15 protein-coding genes are annotated in these 16,377 nt (G+C 71.8%); 3 read left to right on the top strand and 12 right to left on the bottom strand.

All coding sequences use genetic code 11. From position 1 onward, the window contains the following. Positions 1-77: 77 nt before the first annotated feature. Entirely contained in the window at positions 78-914 is an 837-nt protein-coding gene (locus tag ACSC1Q_RS19645) for an EamA family transporter (RefSeq protein ID WP_436760146.1), read from the top strand. Positions 915-973: 59 nt separating this feature from the next. Further along, positions 974-1,912: an anti-sigma factor RsbA family regulatory protein gene (locus ACSC1Q_RS19640; protein WP_436760145.1), complete on the top strand. Its 939-nt coding sequence runs from the start codon at positions 974-976 to the stop codon at positions 1,910-1,912. A gap of 88 nt (positions 1,913-2,000) precedes the next feature. On the opposite strand, the gene ACSC1Q_RS19635 is transcribed toward ACSC1Q_RS19640, so the two are convergent. From ACSC1Q_RS19635 to smc, 3 genes are all read right to left on the bottom strand, one after another. Continuing rightward, entirely contained in the window at positions 2,001-2,597 is a 597-nt protein-coding gene (locus ACSC1Q_RS19635) for a sigma-70 family RNA polymerase sigma factor (RefSeq protein WP_350969508.1), read from the bottom strand. A gap of 653 nt (positions 2,598-3,250) precedes the next feature. After that, complete coding sequence (gene ftsY / locus ACSC1Q_RS19630; protein ID WP_436760144.1) at positions 3,251-4,438, bottom strand: signal recognition particle-docking protein FtsY; 1,188 nt, start codon at positions 4,436-4,438, stop codon at positions 3,251-3,253. A gap of 119 nt (positions 4,439-4,557) precedes the next feature. Beyond that, positions 4,558-8,292 (bottom strand): chromosome segregation protein SMC, encoded by a 3,735-nt coding sequence (gene smc, locus ACSC1Q_RS19625; RefSeq protein WP_436760143.1) that lies wholly within the window; start codon positions 8,290-8,292, stop codon positions 4,558-4,560. 175 nt (positions 8,293-8,467) lie between these two features. On the opposite strand from smc, the gene ACSC1Q_RS19620 reads away from it, so the two are divergent. Continuing rightward, a complete protein-coding gene (locus ACSC1Q_RS19620) occupies positions 8,468-9,271 on the top strand; it encodes an alpha/beta hydrolase-fold protein (protein WP_436760142.1) in 804 nt (267 codons plus the stop codon). 79 nt (positions 9,272-9,350) lie between these two features. Here ACSC1Q_RS19620 and ACSC1Q_RS19615 read toward each other — a convergent pair whose 3' ends face one another. From ACSC1Q_RS19615 to recG, 9 genes are all read right to left on the bottom strand, one after another. After that, positions 9,351-9,545, bottom strand: a complete 195-nt coding sequence (locus tag ACSC1Q_RS19615) for a hypothetical protein (protein ID WP_344748163.1) — start codon at positions 9,543-9,545, stop codon at positions 9,351-9,353. 192 nt (positions 9,546-9,737) lie between these two features. After that, the gene (locus tag ACSC1Q_RS19610; RefSeq protein WP_436760141.1) at positions 9,738-10,013 is read right to left on the bottom strand and encodes an acylphosphatase; all 276 of its coding nucleotides are present in this window, start codon (positions 10,011-10,013) and stop codon (positions 9,738-9,740) included. Next, positions 10,010-10,876, bottom strand: coding sequence for a bifunctional DNA-formamidopyrimidine glycosylase/DNA-(apurinic or apyrimidinic site) lyase (gene mutM / locus ACSC1Q_RS19605; RefSeq protein WP_436760140.1), 867 nt, complete (start codon positions 10,874-10,876; stop codon positions 10,010-10,012). Before mutM ends, ACSC1Q_RS19610 begins: the two co-directional genes overlap by 4 nt. Before the next feature lie 53 nt (positions 10,877-10,929). Continuing rightward, on the bottom strand, positions 10,930-11,613 hold the full coding sequence (gene rnc, locus ACSC1Q_RS19600) for a ribonuclease III (protein ID WP_329094214.1): 684 nt from the start codon (positions 11,611-11,613) through the stop codon (positions 10,930-10,932). Positions 11,614-11,877: 264 nt separating this feature from the next. Then, positions 11,878-12,057 (bottom strand): 50S ribosomal protein L32, encoded by a 180-nt coding sequence (gene rpmF / locus ACSC1Q_RS19595; RefSeq protein WP_012894381.1) that lies wholly within the window; start codon positions 12,055-12,057, stop codon positions 11,878-11,880. 1 nt (position 12,058) lies between these two features. Continuing rightward, entirely contained in the window at positions 12,059-12,610 is a 552-nt protein-coding gene (locus tag ACSC1Q_RS19590) for a YceD family protein (RefSeq protein ID WP_436760139.1), read from the bottom strand. Between the two features lie 66 nt (positions 12,611-12,676). Next, positions 12,677-13,153, bottom strand: a complete 477-nt coding sequence (gene coaD, locus ACSC1Q_RS19585) for a pantetheine-phosphate adenylyltransferase (RefSeq protein WP_344748159.1) — start codon at positions 13,151-13,153, stop codon at positions 12,677-12,679. Between the two features lie 15 nt (positions 13,154-13,168). Next, positions 13,169-13,774: a 16S rRNA (guanine(966)-N(2))-methyltransferase RsmD gene (gene rsmD / locus ACSC1Q_RS19580; RefSeq protein WP_436760138.1), complete on the bottom strand. Its 606-nt coding sequence runs from the start codon at positions 13,772-13,774 to the stop codon at positions 13,169-13,171. Positions 13,775-14,141: 367 nt separating this feature from the next. Continuing rightward, positions 14,142-16,313, bottom strand: a complete 2,172-nt coding sequence (gene recG / locus ACSC1Q_RS19575; RefSeq protein WP_436760137.1) for an ATP-dependent DNA helicase RecG — start codon at positions 16,311-16,313, stop codon at positions 14,142-14,144. Positions 16,314-16,377 lie beyond the last annotated feature (64 nt).

The raw sequence follows: 16,377 nt of genomic DNA, 5'->3' as shown, positions 1-16,377 counted from the left end.
TGTAGTGAACTCGATTTGCACTCCATTGCACTTCATATATTGTCCTACCAGTGCAGTCTATTGAACCGAGGTGGAACGTGACGGCTGTGATGCTGGCGACGGCCTGCGCGCTGGTGTACGGCACCGCGGACTTCCTCGGCGGTCTGGCCACCCGCCGGTCGCGGGTGCTCGCGGTGGTGGTCCTCTCCCAGGTCGCCGGGCTGGCCGTGATCGTCGCGCTGCTGCCGTTCCTGCCGGAGGCGCCCACGCCCGCCGCCCTCGCCTGGGGCGCGTTCTCCGGGCTCTGCGGCACCGCGGGGATCGTGCTGTTCTACCGGGCGCTGGCCACCGGCGTGATGTCGGTGGTCGCGCCGATCACCGCGACCGTCTCGGCGGCGCTGCCCGTGCTGTTCGGGCTCGCCGTCGGGGAGCGCCCCGAGCCGGTCGCGCTGGGCGGGGTGCTCCTCGCGCTGCTCGCGGTCCTGCTGGTGAGCCGGGGCTCCTCCGACAGGAAGGCCACCCGGGGGTACGGCCCGATCCTGGCCTCGCTCGCCGCGGGCGCGGGGTTCGGCGGCTTCTTCGTCATCATCGCCCAGGCCCCGGCGGACGCCGGCATGTGGCCGCTGCTCGGAGCGCGCCTGACCTCCGTCACCTCCATCGCCCTGCTCGCGCTGGCCACCGGCCGCGCCCTGCGCCCCGGGCCCGGCACGCTGCGCGTCATCTTCGCGGCCGGGACGCTCGACATGGCCGCCAACGTGCTCTTCGTGCTCGCCCAGCAGCGCGGGATGCTCAGCCTCGTCGCCGTCCTGGTCTCGCTCTATCCGGCGAGCACCCTGCTGCTCGCCCGCCACTTCCTGGGGGAACGCCTCAACACGGTGCAGGTGGTCGGAATCGGCTTCACCCTCGCCGCGGTCGCGCTGATCGCGTCCGGTTGACCCGATGTCGCCGACCGACTCTGTTGTGTTGAAGCCGGACGCTTGTTACGGTCATCCCCGTGCAGCCCGAGCGGGCGTTCCTCGACTCCGGCGGGCCGTTCGCGCACACGGCTGTCGCGTACGGCTCCGATTCCGACTTCCTGAGACTCGTCCAGCCCCTGATCGCCGGTGCCCTCCGCGAGGGCCGGCGGATCCTGGTCGTCGCGGGCGAGCGCGGGCTCGACCTGATCGGTGACGCCTTCGGCACCGACACCCGTCTCATCGACCGCCGCCTCGCCGACAGGTGGTACGCCCACCCGACGCGGACCCTCGCCGCCTATCACGACTACATCCGGCAGCGGGAGCGTCCGCTGGTCCTCGGGGAGCCGGTGTGGTCGGGCTGGACCGAGCGGCAGTCCCGCGAGTGGATCCGCTACGAGTCGGTGCTCAACGCCGCCTTCGCCGGGATCCCGGTCAGTCTGTGGTGCCTGTACGACGAGACGCTGGCGCTCGACCACGTCCCGCGCACCCATCCCGCGGAGCTGAGCGACGCCGGCCTGCGGCGGAGCGACCGCTACGTCTCCCCCGAGCGGTTCGCGCTGCCGGGGGACGGCCTCCCCCTCCCCGGCCCGCCCCCGTCCGCGGTGGTCACCGGCTTCACCCTGGAGGAGCTGGGACGGCTGCGCGCCCTCGTCACCGACCACGCGCACCGGGTGGGCATGCGGCGCGACCTGGTCGCCTCGCTCGTGCTGAGCGTCTCGGAGGTGGCGGCCAACAGCGTGGAGCACGGGGCTGGACACGGCCGGGCGACCATCTGGGCGGCCGGCGGCGAGATCGTGTGCGAGATCGCCGACTCCGGCGGCGGCGACCTGGACGTCCCGCTGCCCGGATACCTCCCTCCCGAGCCCGGGTCGCCACGCGGTTACGGCCTCTGGATCAGCCGCCAGCTCTGCGACCTGGTCCAGGTGCGCGGCGTCGACGGCGAGCTGAGGGTCAGGCTCCACATGGCGCTGGACTGACCCGCCGCCACACGGACGACGGCCCGCGCCCTTCTCGGGTGCGGGCCGTACGTGAAGTCAGGGAACGGGAGAGGGGCGGGAACGCGGGTCAGGCGGCCTGGGCCTCCTCGGAGACGCGGAGGCCGGCCTCCTCGCGGGCGTAGTCCTCAAGCATGGTGCGGAGCTGGCGCCGGCCCCGGTGGAGGCGGGACATGACCGTGCCGATGGGGGTGCCCATCCGCTCGGCGATCTCCTTGTAGGCGAAGCCCTCGACGTCGGCCAGGTAGACGGCCACCCGGAAGTCCTCGGGCAGGGCACGCAGGGCGTTCATGACCGCGCTGTCGGGCAGCTGCTCCAGCGCCTCGGTCTCGGCGGACTTGAGACCGCTGGACATGTGGGACTCGGCGGCGGCGAGCTGCCAGTCCTCGATCTCCTCGGTGGCCGAGAGCTTGGGCGAGCGCTGCTTCTTGCGGTAGTCGTTGATGAAGTTGTTGGTCAGGATGCGGTGCAGCCACGCCTTGAGGTTGGTGCCCTCGCGGAACTGGTGGTAAGAGGTGAAGGCCTTGGTGACGGTCTCCTGGACCAGGTCCTCGGCGTCGGCGGTGTTGCGGGTCAGACGCATCGCGGACGCGTAAAGCTGGCTGGTGACCGGCACGACGTCACGCTCGAACCAGTCCTGGCGCTGCTCTTCCGTCATCGTGATCATTGGACCCCCCTCGTGCTCTTCCCCCCACTACCGCCCGGCAACGTCGCGACGCACCCTTTCTGACGGCGTACTTGATGCTCGCAGGCACCTTGTAAGGGGGCCGTTAAAAGCTTTACGTGGTCAGGGGACTGATCTTTGGCTGTGCCTACGGCGGGTGCGACACGCTCTACAGCCGGACAAGTCTCAGTATCGTAACATCGTTCCCCGGATTCGGTAGAAGGTGTGTCCATCATCACATAACCCCAGGTAGAGCCCACTTTGGGGTCGTGAAAAACACCGATCGCCGTGCTCCCGAAACCCGTCGCCGACCGGCCGAGGCCGCCCGCCGGGCCGAGGCCCGCGCCCTGAGAAACTCCGACACCCATCTCCACGTCTCCCCGCTTCCCACGCGTTGGGGACTTAATCTCCTCCTCAAGAGACGGGCCGGCACCCCCTCGCGGTTCACCAGGACGCCGCGCCCGGTTTCCCTTCCCGTACGGCATGATGGACGGCCGGAACGGCTCGCCGGTCACGGTCGTGAAGCGTTCCGGACGATCCGATCGCGATAAGCGACGCTTATCGCGGCTCGCGGGCCCGTCCCGGCGGCGGCAGGGCGCCCCACCCATACCGCCCGCGACGCCCCGAGCCGATGGGCGCGGGGCGGGGCGGGGGACTCAGTCCCCGAGGAGCGCGTCCACGAAGACCTCGGGGTCGAACGGCGCCAGGTCGTCGGGCCCCTCGCCGAGGCCCACCAGCTTGACCGGGACGCCCAGCTCGCGCTGGACGGAGATGATGATGCCGCCCTTGGCGGTGCCGTCGAGTTTGGTCAGGGCGATGCCGGTGATGTTGACGACCTCGGCGAACACCTGGGCCTGGCGCATCCCGTTCTGGCCCGTGGTGGCGTCGAGGACGAGCAGGACCTCGTCGACCGTGGCCTTCTTCTCGATGACGCGCTTGACCTTGCCGAGCTCGTCCATCAGCCCGGTCTTGGTGTGCAGCCGCCCGGCGGTGTCGACGATCACCACGTCGGCCTTCTCCCTGATGCCCTCGGCGACGGCGTCGAAGGCCACCGAGGCGGGGTCGCCGCCCTCGGGCCCGCGTACGACCGCGGCGCCGACCCGGTCGCCCCAGGTCTGCAGCTGGTCGGCGGCGGCGGCGCGGAAGGTGTCGGCGGCGCCCAGCACGACCTTGCCGCCGTCACCGATGAGGACGCGCGCCAGCTTGCCGGTGGTGGTGGTCTTGCCGGTGCCGTTGACGCCGACCACGAGGACCACCGCGGGGCGCTCGCCGTGCGGCGTGACGTGCAGCGTACGGTCCAGGTCGACGCCGATCTGGGCGAGCAGCTGCTCCCTGAGCAGGGAGCGCGCCTCCGCGGGCGTCCGGCTGCCCAGCACCTTCACCCGGGTGCGCAGCTCCTCGACCATCGCCCGGGTCGGCGTCACGCCGACGTCGGCGGTGATCAGGGTCTCCTCGATCTCGTCCCAGGCGTCGTCGTCGAGACGGTCGCGGGAGAGCAGCTCCAGGAGCCCCTTGCCGAGCGTGCTCTGCGACCGGGCCAGGCGGGCGCGGAGCCGTACCATCCGTCCGGCGGACGGCGGCGGAACCTCGATCACCGGCGCGACGACGGTGACCTCCGCGGGCTCCACCGGCCTGGCCGGCGGCGGCACGGTGGTCGTCGACGCGTCGTCGTCCACCGTGCCCCGGCCGGGGGCCCGCGTCTCCTCGGGGATCGACGGCGCCCGCGGCGGTTCGACCCGCGGCGGCGCGCTCTTGCCCCCCGACCTGAACAGCAGGAGCATGCCGCCCCCCGCCAACAGGGCGATGACGACGATGATCGCGATTATGCCGAGATAGGCTTCCACAAGAGCACAGTTTTCCAGACGCCCCGGGATGCTCCGACACCCCGGTGCTCCGGACCGGCCCGCGGCCCTTCACCGACGGTCACCGTCCGACCCCGCGAATCCTCGAACCGCTCCCCGGCTCAGACGGACTCGTGTTCCCTCAGGCGCTGGCTGATGACCTGGGTGACGCCGTCCCCGCGCATCGACACGCCGTACAGCGCGTCGGCGATCTCCATGGTGCGCTTCTGGTGGGTGATGATGATGATCTGCGACGTCTGCCGGAGCTCCTCGAAGAGGGTGAGCAGGCGCTGGGTGTTGGTGTCGTCCAGCGCGGCCTCGACCTCGTCCATCACGTAGAACGGCGAGGGGCGCGCCTTGAAGATCGACACGAGGAACGCAACCGCGGTGAGCGACCGCTCGCCGCCCGACAGCAGCGAGAGCCGCTTGACCTTCTTTCCCGGCGGCCGGGCCTCGACCTCGACGCCGGTGGTCAGCATGTTCTCGGGGTCGGTGAGCAGCAGCCTGCCCTCGCCGCCGGGGAACACCCGCGTGAAGATCGTCTCGAACTCGCGGGCCACGTCCGCGAAGGCCGCGCCGAAGACCTGCTCGACCCGGTCGTCGACCTCCTTGACCACGAGCAGCAGGTCGCGGCGGGTCTTCTTGAGATCCTCCAGCTGCGAGGTGAGGAACGAGTGCCGTTCCTCAAGCGCCGCGAACTCCTCAAGCGCGAGCGGGTTGACCTTGCCGAGCTGGGCCATCTGGCGGTCGGCCGCCCTCGCCCGCCTGAGCTGCTCGTCGCGGTCGTAGGGGACGGGATCGCCGTCGGCCGTCGGGATCGGCTCGCCGGGGCCGTACTCGGCGATGAGGGTGTCGGCCTCGACGCCGTACTCCTCCACCGCCCGGCCCTCCAGCTGCTCCAGGCGGAGCCGCTGCTCGGTGCGGGCCACCTCGCTGCCGTGCGCCCGGTTGACCAGCTTGTCCAGCTCGCCGGAGAGCTCCCGGACGCGGATCCTGACGGCCTTGAGCGAGGCGTCGATCTGCCCGCGCGCCCGGTCGGCCTCGTCGCGCTCACCGGCGGCGGCCCCCAGGGAGGCCTCCAGCGCCCGCAGCGCCCGCTCGGCGCCCCGGACGACCGCCTGGGCCGTCCGGGCCTGCCTGCGCCGCCACTCGCGGCGCTCGGCCGCCCTGGAACGCTCCTCGCGCTCGCGTTCGGCGGCGCGCGTCAGCTCGTCGGCCCGGCCCTCGATGCCCCTGACCCGCTCCTCCGCCGTCCGTACGGCGAGGCGGACCTCCATCTCGTCCTGCCTGGCCGTCGCGCAGATCTCGGCGAGCTCGTCGCGGAGCTCGGTGGTGGGCTCGGTCTCCAGCTCCTCGGCGCCGACGGCCGCGGCGAGCCGCTCCTCCAGCTCGGCGAGACCGGCCGCGTCACGGTCGCGCGCCTCCTCGGCGGCCCGTACGCCCCCGGCCAGGCGCTCGCACTCGTCGCGGGCCGCCTTGGCCGCGGCGCCCAGCTGGGCGAGCCGCTTGGCCACCGCGGCGACCCGCTGGTCGGCGTCACGCTGCCTGGCCCTGACCCGGTCGAGGGCGGCCTGTGCCGCGTTCACCCCGGCCTGCGCGTTCTGCACGCCCGTCTGCGCCTCGGCGACCCGCGCCTGGGCGGTCTCGACCGCGAGCTGCGCCTCCGCCTCGGCCTCGGCGGTCTCCTCCAGCTCCGCTCCCGCCCGCTCGGCGGCGACCCCGGCCTCCGCCAGGTCCGCGGCGGCCTCGTCGAGGGCGGCCCGCATCTGGAGCGCGGAGGTGCCGCCCGCCGAGCCCCCCTCGGCGGCGTGGGTGCCCAGCAGGTCGCCGGACCGGGTGACGGCCCGCAGCTCGGGGCGCTGCTCGACCGCCTTCCTCGCGGTCGCGAGATCGTCGACGACCAGCACGTTCGCGAGCAGGTGGGCGGCGGCGGCCCGCAGCTCGGCGGAGACCGTGACCAGGTCGGCCGCCCACTCTGCCCCGGCCAGCGGCACCGGCCGCTGTGAGCCCTGCGATCCCGACAAGCCCTGTGAGCCCTGTGAGCCCGCAGGGCCCCCCGGCCCCGCCTCGCCCGAGGCGATGACGAGGGTGGCGTGGCCGCCCTCGTGACCCCTGAGGAACTCGATCGCGTCGGCGGCGCTCTGCAGCGACTCCACGGCGACGGCCTCCGCGGCGGCCCCGAGCACGGCCGCGACGGCCACCTCGGCGCCGGGCCGCACGGACAGCATGGTCGCCACCGGGCCGAGCACCCCGGCCAGGTCGGCGGCGAGCAGCGCGGCGGCTCCGTCGGCGCCACCGGCCAGGCCCATCTCCAGCGCCTCGAACCTGGCCTCAAGGGCGGCCACCTGGCGCTGCGCCTGCTGGTCGGTCTTGCGGGCGGCGGCGAGGGCGGCCCTGGCCGCGCCGAGCGCGGAGCTGGGGGCCGCGACGGCCGCCTTCGCCTCCTCGACCCCGGCCCTGGCCGACTCGACGGACTCCCTGGCCTGCTCGACCGTCTCCAGGGCGATCTCCAGCTCCTCGGCGAGCGCGGGGTCGGCGGACGGCTCGGCACGCTCCTGGCCGTCGTGCGTGGCCTGGGCCTCCTCGGCGCGCCGCTCGGCCTCCTCCAGCGAACGCCGCAGCCTGCCGATCTCCTCCTCGGCGGCCCCCGCCCGGCTGCGCGCGGCCCCGGCCTGGCCCCTCAACCTGGCCAGGCCCTCGCGCCGGTCCGCGGCGGCCCTGGCCTCCGCGGCCAGCCTCCGCTCCTCGGCGGCGAGCGCGGCCTCGGTCTCGGCGCGCCTGGCCACCGCCCCGGCGAGCGACTCCCGCTCCCCTTCGAGCAGCTCGGCCAGGACCCGCTCCTGCTCGCGGACCTCCTCGGCCTCGCGCTCGTAGTCCTCGGGGTCGCGCCCGCGCCGCTCCACGGCGGTGTCGGTGGCGTTCCGGTGCCGCTCGGCGGCGAGCCCGGCCAGGCCCCTGAGACGCTCGCGGAGGGAGGAGAGGCGGAAGAACGTCTCCTGGGCGGCGGCCAGACGCGGCTGGGCCTCGGCCTCGGCGGCCTCCAGCTCGGACTCGGCGACCTGGCCCTGCTCCAGCTCGACCTCCACCGCGGCGCGGCGGGTGAGGACGGCCTCCTCGTCGGCCATCTCACGTTCCAGGGTGGTCCGCAGGGTGAGCACGTCGTCGGCGAGCAGCCGGAGCCTGGCGTCGCGCAGGTCGGCCTGGATGACGGCGGCCCTGCGGGCGATCTCGGCCTGGCGGCCCAGCGGCTTGAGCTGGCGGCGCAGCTCGGTGGTGAGGTCCTGGACCCGGGTCATGTTGGCCTGCATGGCGTCGAGCTTCCGCAGCGCCTTCTCCTTGCGCTTGCGGTGCTTCAGGACGCCCGCGGCCTCCTCGATGAACGCCCTGCGCTCCTCGGGCCCCGCGTGCAGCACCTGGTCGAGCTGGCCCTGCCCGACGATGACGTGCATCTCGCGGCCGATGCCGGAGTCGGACAGCAGCTCCTGGATGTCGAGCAGGCGGCAGGTGTCGCCGTTGATGGCGTACTCGCTCTGGCCCGCGCGGAACATCAGGCGGCTGATCGTCACCTCGGTGTAGTCGATCGGGAGCATGCCGTCGGTGTTGTCGATGGTCAGCGTGACCTCGGCGCGTCCCAGCGGGGCCCGCGAGGAGGTCCCGGCGAAGATGACGTCCTCCATCTTGCCGCCGCGCAGCGACTTCGCGCTGTGCTCGCCCATCACCCAGGCCAGGGCGTCGACCACGTTGGACTTGCCGGATCCGTTGGGGCCGACGACGGCGGTGATGCCCGGTTCGAACCGGAGCGTGGTGGCGGAGGCGAAGGATTTGAACCCGCGCAGGGTAAGGGTCTTGAGGTACAACGAAACCCCCCATCCACGGCACGGCCGCTCCGTCCGGCGTGTCACGCGCCGTGTCCCGGGCTCCGGTGAACGCGTCTTGGCTTGTCAGCCCACGAGTCAGCCCACGGCTTCGGTCACGCGGGAAGACTACCGTTCTTCACCCGCGCCCGCCCGCGCACCGCCTATGGTGCCCTGCATGGACGCGGAACGCGGTGAGGGCGAGGCTCCGTCACACCCATCGGGCGGCAGGGGTCTCCTCAGACGGCGCGCCTTCCTAGTGGGCGGCGGGCTGGCCGCGCTCGGCCTCGGCGGCGCCGCGCTGGCGGCCGGGCCCGAGGGCTTCAGGGACGCGTACGCCCAGATCGTCTGCGGCGCCGTCCCCGAACCTCCGGTGACCTCGCCTGGAACGCTCCAGCGCAGCCGGGTCGACCGGCGGCGCGTGATCATCGGAATGCCGCCGGGAGCGGGGGACGGGCTCCCGGTGGTGGTCATGCTGCACGGCGCCGCGGGTGACGCGCGCACGCCGTTCGACGTCTACGCGATCGACCGCTATCTGGCCGCGGGAGGCGGGCGCTTCGCGCTGGCCTCCATCGACGACTGGCCCTCCGCCGACATCCCTGGCACGCTGCTGCCGTACCTGACCACGAACGGGATGAACACCGCGAAGATCGGGCTGATGGGCTGGTCCGCCGGAGGCGCCGGGGCGCTGAGGCTCGCCGCGGAGCTCGGCCCCGAACAGGTGGGGGCCGTGGTCGCGGCGTCGCCCACGGTGAGCGCGGCCCAGGCGCCGCTGCGCGAGCTCGTGGACATCCCGGTGTGGCTGGGGTGCGGCGAGCGCGACGCGTGGGCCCGGCAGACCCAGACCATGCTGAAGGGCCTGAAGGCACTGGGTGCCACGGCCGAGGGAGGGATTACCGAAGGGTGCCAGGACACGGCCTACCGCCGCAGGGTCTTACCCGAGCAGCTGGCCTTCCTGGCACGGCATATAGGACGCGCGTGACGGTTGTGACGCGCGTATCGATATGACAAGGGACGCCCCAAGAGGCGTCCCTGGACTGTGTGTTACGTCCCGGCCCCCGTTAGGTGAGAGCCGGCTCGCGATCCTGCAGACGGTTGAACTCCTCGTCGCGGGTGCCGGCCGCGAGTTCGTCGTTCTGGGCCTGGAGCCGGGTGAGCTCTCCCTCGAGATCACGGATGCGCTGCTGGAGGCGACGCATTTCCGAGACCATACGAGGGTCGGGACCGCCGACGTGGCCGAGTAGAGCCTTCGCCATAGTAAAGGGTCCTCCACGCTGAGTGACCAGACTGGTTCGCGCACTTCTTTTACCGCGGGAGGGGTGCGCGTGGTTCTTTATCAAGAGTCGCACCGGTGAGGGAGACGGTCAAGTTGAACGCTCCGGATGGATGCACCAGTAGGCACTCTCGACGGTCAACTATACCTTATTTTGGGCGCTTTGGGGAAGGGGTCAGCGCTCGACAAAACCCTGGAGACCGCCTTTGGTCTCGCTCCAGCGCTCGACGACCCCGTCGACCCGGCCGGGGGTGTGCCCGTCCCTGAGCAGGCCGAGCAGGGTGGCGCACGCCTTCTCCGGGCCCTGCGCGACCACCTCCACCCGGCCGTCGTCCGTGTTGCGCGCCCAGCCGGCCAGGCCGAGCTCCAGCGCCCTGGCACGCGTCCACCAGCGGAAACCCACGCCCTGCACGTGTCCCCGCACCCAGGCCGTCAGCCGTACGTCCGTCACGCCACGGTCCCTCTCGGCCTGGGCTGGCAGCGGGGGCAGCTGTAGGAGGAACGGTTCATGAACGACTCACGAACGATCGGCGCGCCGCACCGGGAGCAGGGTTCGTCGCGCCGACCGTAAACCGCGAGGGAACGATCGAAGTAACCGCTTTCCCCGTTGACATTCACGTAAAGACTGTCGAAGGATGTGCCGCCCTCGGACAGGGCCGCGGACATCACCTCCCGGGCCGCGGCCAGCAGCTCGGCCACCTTCGGCCGGGTCAGCGTCGCGGTGGGGCGGGCGCCGTGCAGCCTGGCCCGCCAGAGGGCCTCGTCGGCGTAGATGTTGCCGACACCGCTGATCAGCGACTGGTCCAGGAGTGCCCGCTTGACCTCGGTCTGGCGGGCGCGCAGCCGGTGGGCGAAGCCGTCGTCGTCGAACTGTCTCTCGAACGGGTCGGCCGCGATGTGCGCGATCGGCTCGGGCACCGCCCGGCCACCGGCCTGCGTCATGCCGGTCACCAGCACGTGGCCGAAGGTCCGCTGGTCGACGAAGCGCAGCTCAGGGCCGCCGTCGGTGAAGCCGATCCGGACGCGAAGATGTTTCTCCGGCGCCGAGTCCGGCTCCACGACCAGCAGCTGGCCGCTCATCCCGAGGTGCGCCAGGATCGCGTCGGAGCCGTCCAGGGGCAGCCACAGGTATTTGCCCCTGCGCTCGGCGGGGCCGACCGTGCGGCCCTCCATGCGGGCGGCGAACTCCACGGCGCCGGGGACGTGCCGCCTGATCGCCCTCGGGTGGAGCACCTCGGCGCGGGCGACGACCCGGCCGGAGACCCACCGCTCCAGGCCGCGGCGTACCACCTCGACCTCGGGCAGCTCGGGCATGCGTCCCCTCTCTCGGGCGACTCGGATCGGCTCAGGGCGGCTCTGCCCGCGGGTCAGCTGGCCTCGCGCCGCTCGCGGTCCTCGCGGATGCGGTTCCAGGCGGCCTCGGCGGCCTGCTGCTCGGCCTCCTTCTTCGAGCGCCCCGACCCCGAACCGTACGCCTCGCCGCCGACGCGGACGACCGCGGTGAAGGACTTGGCGTGGTCGGGACCGCTCTCCTCGACATGGTATTCGGGCACGCCGAGCGACTCGGACGCGGTGAGCTCCTGCAGGGAGGTCTTCCAGTCGAGCCCGGCGCCGAGCGAGGCGGAGCGGGTGATGAGCGGGTCGAAGAGCAGGTGGACGACGCGGAACGCCTCGTCCAGGCCCCTGTTGACGTAGACCGCGCCGATGAGCGCCTCAAGGGTGTCGGCGAGGATCGAGGACTTGTCGCGGCCTCCCGTGCCCTCCTCGCCCCGGCCGAGCCGCAGGAAGCGGCCCAGGCCCAGCGAGCGGGCCACGTCGGCGAGGGCGCGCATGTTGACCACCGCGGCCCTGAGCTTGGCCAGCTGCCCCTCGGGCAGGTCCGGGTGGTTGCGGTAGAGGGTGTCGGTGACGACCAGGCCCAGCACCGAGTCGCCGAGGAACTCCAGGCGCTCGTTGGTCGGCAGGCCGCCGTTCTCGTACGCGTAGGAGCGGTGCGTCAGCGCCCGCTCCAGGATGGCGACGTCAAGGCGCACCAGAAGGAGGCGCTCCAGCTCTTCCTTGACGAACTCGACAGCGATCGGCTTCACGCTCGTACCCACGGCTTCTCCTCGCACGTTCTATCAGCGAATGCGCGATGGCGAAGGAAGGAACGAGAGGTGCCCGAAGATGTGGTGGGCGCCGGGAGGGCACGCGTTCTACCGCGAACCCCGGCGTCCACCACAGCCGCGGGCGGACCGCCATCGCAGGGGGTGCAGACGGTGACGCCGGCCGGGGCCCGTGGGGGACCCGGCCGGCATCCGTCGGTCAGAATGCGATCAGGCGGAGGGCTCGATCACCTGACGGCGGTTGTAAGTGCCGCAGGTCGGACACGCCACGTGCGGACGCTTCGGCGAGCGGCACTGGGGGCAGCTCACGAGCGAAACCGCGGCGGCCTTCCACTGCGACCTGCGGGAGCGAGTATTGCTCCGCGACATCTTGCGCTTGGGGACAGCCACGTCAGCTCTCCTGATCGTTGTTATGTTCCGGAATCAGACCTTGCAACTTCGCCCAGCGGGCGTCGACCACCTCGTGGCCGTGGCCAGGCTCGGCGTCCGCCAGCCTGACCCCGCACTCCACGCAGAGCCCGGTGCAGTCTTCACCGCAGACCGGGCTCAACGGCAGTGTGAGCACCACCGCGTCGCGAAACACGGGTTCGAGGTCGAGAAGCTCACCGTCGAGAAGCGAGTCACTCTCGGCAGCATCCTCTGCCGAGTAGAAGAACAGCTCCTGGAAGTCCACCTCGGTTAGCGAGATGACCGGTTCCAGGCAGCGTGCGCACTCCCCCCGCAGTGGGGCCTGCGCAGTGCCCGTGACGAGCACACCCTCCATGACCGCCTCAAGCCGGATGTCCAGCTCGACGTCGGCGTCCTTGGGGACGCCGATCATGTCGACGCCGATGTCCGCCGGTGCCGGGAGAGCGAGATTCATCCGGCGCATCGACCCTGGTCGCCGCCCCAGGTCATGGGTCGAGATCACCCATGGGGCTCGGGGGTCAAGGTGCTGAGTCATTCCGCTCTCATTAGGCATGGCGCATCATCGCCGTCGTGCAAGGCCGAAATAAGAGAATAGCAGGGCCTAGCCCCTGAGCCGTTCGACCAGGAGTTCCTGCACAAGATCGGGTACCAGCCCGGCCACGCTCCCGCCGTACTTGACGATCTCCTTGATACGGCTGGACGACAGGAAGGAGACCTCGGGGCCGGTGGCCATGAACAGGGTCTCGACCCCGGACATCCGGTAGTTGAGCTGCGCCATCTGGAGCTCGTAGTCGAAGTCGCTGACCGCGCGCAGGCCCTTCACGATGGCGGGGATCTCCTGCTGTTTGCAGTAGTCGACCAGGAGGCCGTGGAACTTGTCCACGCGGACGTTCCCGTACTCCTTGGTGACCGTCTGGAGCGTCTGGATGCGCTCCTCCACCGTGAACAGGCTCTTCTTCTCGATATTGATCAGTACGGCCACGACGACCTCGTCGTACTGCCGGGAAGCCCGGCCGATGATGTCCAGATGACCGTTCGTGACGGGATCGAACGATCCCGGACAGACAACGCGACGCAAGGCGGACCCCCTGCTCTAAGGATTCCCGGCGGCGCGACCGTACCAAACGGACGCTTCGCCGTAACGACGGACCCTCTCCTCTTCGTACCCAGGGGGCCAGACCAGATCCTTCCCCCTGCTCTCCCTCTCCACGGCGACCAGCGCGTCCTCGGCCAGCCAGCCCCGGTCGCGCAGCAGCCCGAGCACCGCCTCCACCTCCTCGGCGCCCAGCGCGTACGGCGGGTCGGCGAGGACGAGGTCGTACGGTCTCGCGGTGTTCTCGCCGTCTCCGGCGCCTCCCGGGCCTCCCGGGCCTCTGGCCAGCAGCCGCTCCACCCTGTCGGCGGCGACCTCGGCGCCGGCAAGCCCCAGCGAGGTGACGTTCTGCCTGATCGTCCGGATCGCCTTCGCGTCGGACTCCACGAGAAGCGCGTGCTCCGCCCCCCGGGAGAGCGCCTCCAGCCCGAGCGCCCCGGAACCCGCGTACAGGTCGAGCACCCGGCATCCCTCCAGCGGGCCGATCAGCGACCCCACGGTGGAGAAGATCCCCTCCCTGGCCCGGTCGCTGGTGGGGCGTGTCCCCCGCCCCGGCGGGACGGCCAGCCGCCGTCCTCCTGCGCTTCCCGCGATGACTCGGCTCACCCCGTCATCCTCTCAGTGCCGTTCCGGCCGCCGTTCACGCTCCCGCCCCCGCGACGCCGTACGCACCACCGGCGTGTCGCGACGCATCACATAACCGCAGGTCAAAAGGGTCCTGGTAGGTGATCTAGGTCAAGAGTGGGCAAGGAGTGGCGACGAAAGCGTAAGGGTCGTTCCGTCCGGTGCCGGTCCCTTGCATGATGATTCCTGCGGCCTCCAAGTGACCCAGGGGGAGGCCGACCGGCGTGATCGTGAGCCCTTCCGCACGCCGGTGCTCTCGGCACCTGACCCGGGAGTGGGCCCAAGCGGGGACGGCATTCGGGGGGAGGCCGTCCCCGCAGTTGGGCCGGGGGGCGACGCCCCCGTTCCGTCAGGTCTTCTCCAGGTATTCGGCGCGCTCGTCCGCGAGGAGCCTGTCGATCTCCGCGCGGAGCACGGGATGCCCCGCCAGCTCCGGATCGGCCTCCAGCATCGCCTCGGCGTCCAGGCGCGCGGCGTGGATGACGTCCTCGTCGCGGAGGAGCCTGAGCATCTTCAGCGACGATCTGCGCCCCGACTGGGCCACACCGAGCACATCACCCTCCCTGCGCTGCTCCAGGTCGACACGGGACAGCTCGAAGCCGTCCAGGGTGGCCGCCACGGCGTCGAGCCGCGCCCTCGCCGGTGTGCCCCCCGGGGAGTCGGTCACCAACAGGCACAATCCGGGCAATCCGCCACGGCCGACCCGGCCGCGGAGCTGGTGGAGCTGGGAGACGCCGAACCGGTCGGCGTCCATGATGACCATGACCGAGGAGTTGGGGACGTCGACGCCGACCTCGATGACCGTGGTCGCCACCAGCACGTCGATCTCCCCCCGGGTGAAGGCCCTCATCACCGCGTCCTTCTCCTCGGGCGGGAGCTTGCCGTGCAGCACCTCCGTACGGAGCCCGTGCAGCGGCCCCTGCGCGAGCGTCTCGGCCACGTCGAGCACCGCCAGCGGCGGCCTGCGCTCGTCGTCGGCCTTCGACATGTCGCCCTCGTCGCCCTCCAGGTCGCCGATGCGCGGGCACACGACGTAGGCCTGGCGGCCCAGCTCGATCTCCTCGCGCAGCCGCGTCCAGGCCCGGTCGAGGAAGTGCGGCTTCTCCGCCGCGGGGACCACGTGCGTGGTGATCGGGGCACGGCCGGAGGGCAGCTGGGAGAGCGTGGAGACCGTGAGGTCGCCGAAGACCGTCATGGCGACGGTGCGGGGGATGGGCGTGGCGGTCATGACGAGCACGTGCGGGCGACCGCCCCCGGCCTTCTCGCGGAGCGCGTCGCGCTGCTCGACGCCGAACCGGTGCTGCTCGTCGACCACGACCAGGCCGAGGTCGGCGAACTGGACGCGCTCCTGCAGGACCGCGTGGGTGCCGACGACGATGCCCGCCGCGCCCGAGGCCGCGTCGAGCATGGCGGAGCGGCGGGCCGCGGCGCCCAGCGACCCGGTCAGCAGGGCGACCGCGGTGCCGCCGAACATGCCGCCGGCGGCCAGGTCGCCGAGCATGGCCGAGATCGACCGGTGGTGCTGCTGGGCGAGCACCTCGGTGGGGGCGAGCAGCACGGCCTGCCCTCCGGCGTCGGCCACCTGGAGCATCGCCCGCAGCGCGACGATCGTCTTGCCCGCGCCGACCTCGCCCTGGAGCAGCCGGTGCATGGGGTGGGGCAGCGCCAGGTCCGCCGCGATCTCCTCGCCCACGTCGCGCTGCCCCTCGGTGAGCTCGAACGGCAGCCGCCCGTCGAAGTCGGTGAGCAGCCCGCCGGAGGTCGCGGGCCTGGGCGTGGCGGGCCAGGAGGCCGCGGCCATCCGGCGCTGCAGCAGCACCGCCTGGAGCAGGAACGCCTCGTCGAACCTGAGCCGCTTGCGCGCCCTGGCGACGTCGGCGTGGTCGCGGGGGCGGTGGATCGCCAGCAGCGCCTCGGACAGGCCTGGGAGCCGGTGCCGGGCGCGCAGCTCCGCGGGGAGCGAGTCGTCGAGCTCGCCCATCGTGTCGAGGACGACGCCCAGCGCCCTGCGGATGGCCCAGGGCGTCACGTCCTTGCCGGCCGGGTAGATCGGCACGAGCGCGGCGGCGAACTCCTCGGCGCCCGTCTCGCTCTCCTCGATCATCTCGAACTCGGGGTGGGAGAGCTGCCACTTGCGTTTCTCGCCCTGGCCGAAGGCCCCGACCTTCCCGGCGAACATGCCGCGCCTGCCCGGCTTCAGCCGCGTCTCGGCGATGTGGGACGTCTTCCCGAAGAACGACAGGTAGATCTTGCTGCCCCGCGCGTCGACGACCTCGACCTCCAGCCAGGTGCCGCCCTTGTTGCGCATCGGCCTGCGCATCGCCCTGGTGACCTCGCCGACCACGGTGACGTGGTCGTCCACCTGAAGGTCGTCGAGGTCGGTCAGCTCGCCCCGCTCGGCGTAGCGGCGCGGGTAGTGCCGCAGCAGGTCGCCGACGGTGCGCAGGTCGAGAACGCTCTCCAGCAGCTTGGCCGTCTTGGGGTCGAGTGCCTTCGCCAGCGGCTCGTCGAAGCTCGTCACCCCCGTTTTCTACCGTGCCCGGGCGACAGAATTCACCCGCCACGGCCTACCCGGCCCACCCGGC

The sequence above is a fragment of the Streptosporangium heterodermiicola genome, from assembly GCF_051390675.1.
Taxonomy (GTDB): Bacteria; Actinomycetota; Actinomycetes; order Streptosporangiales; family Streptosporangiaceae; genus Streptosporangium.
This window is presented reverse-complemented; position numbering and strand designations above follow the sequence as displayed.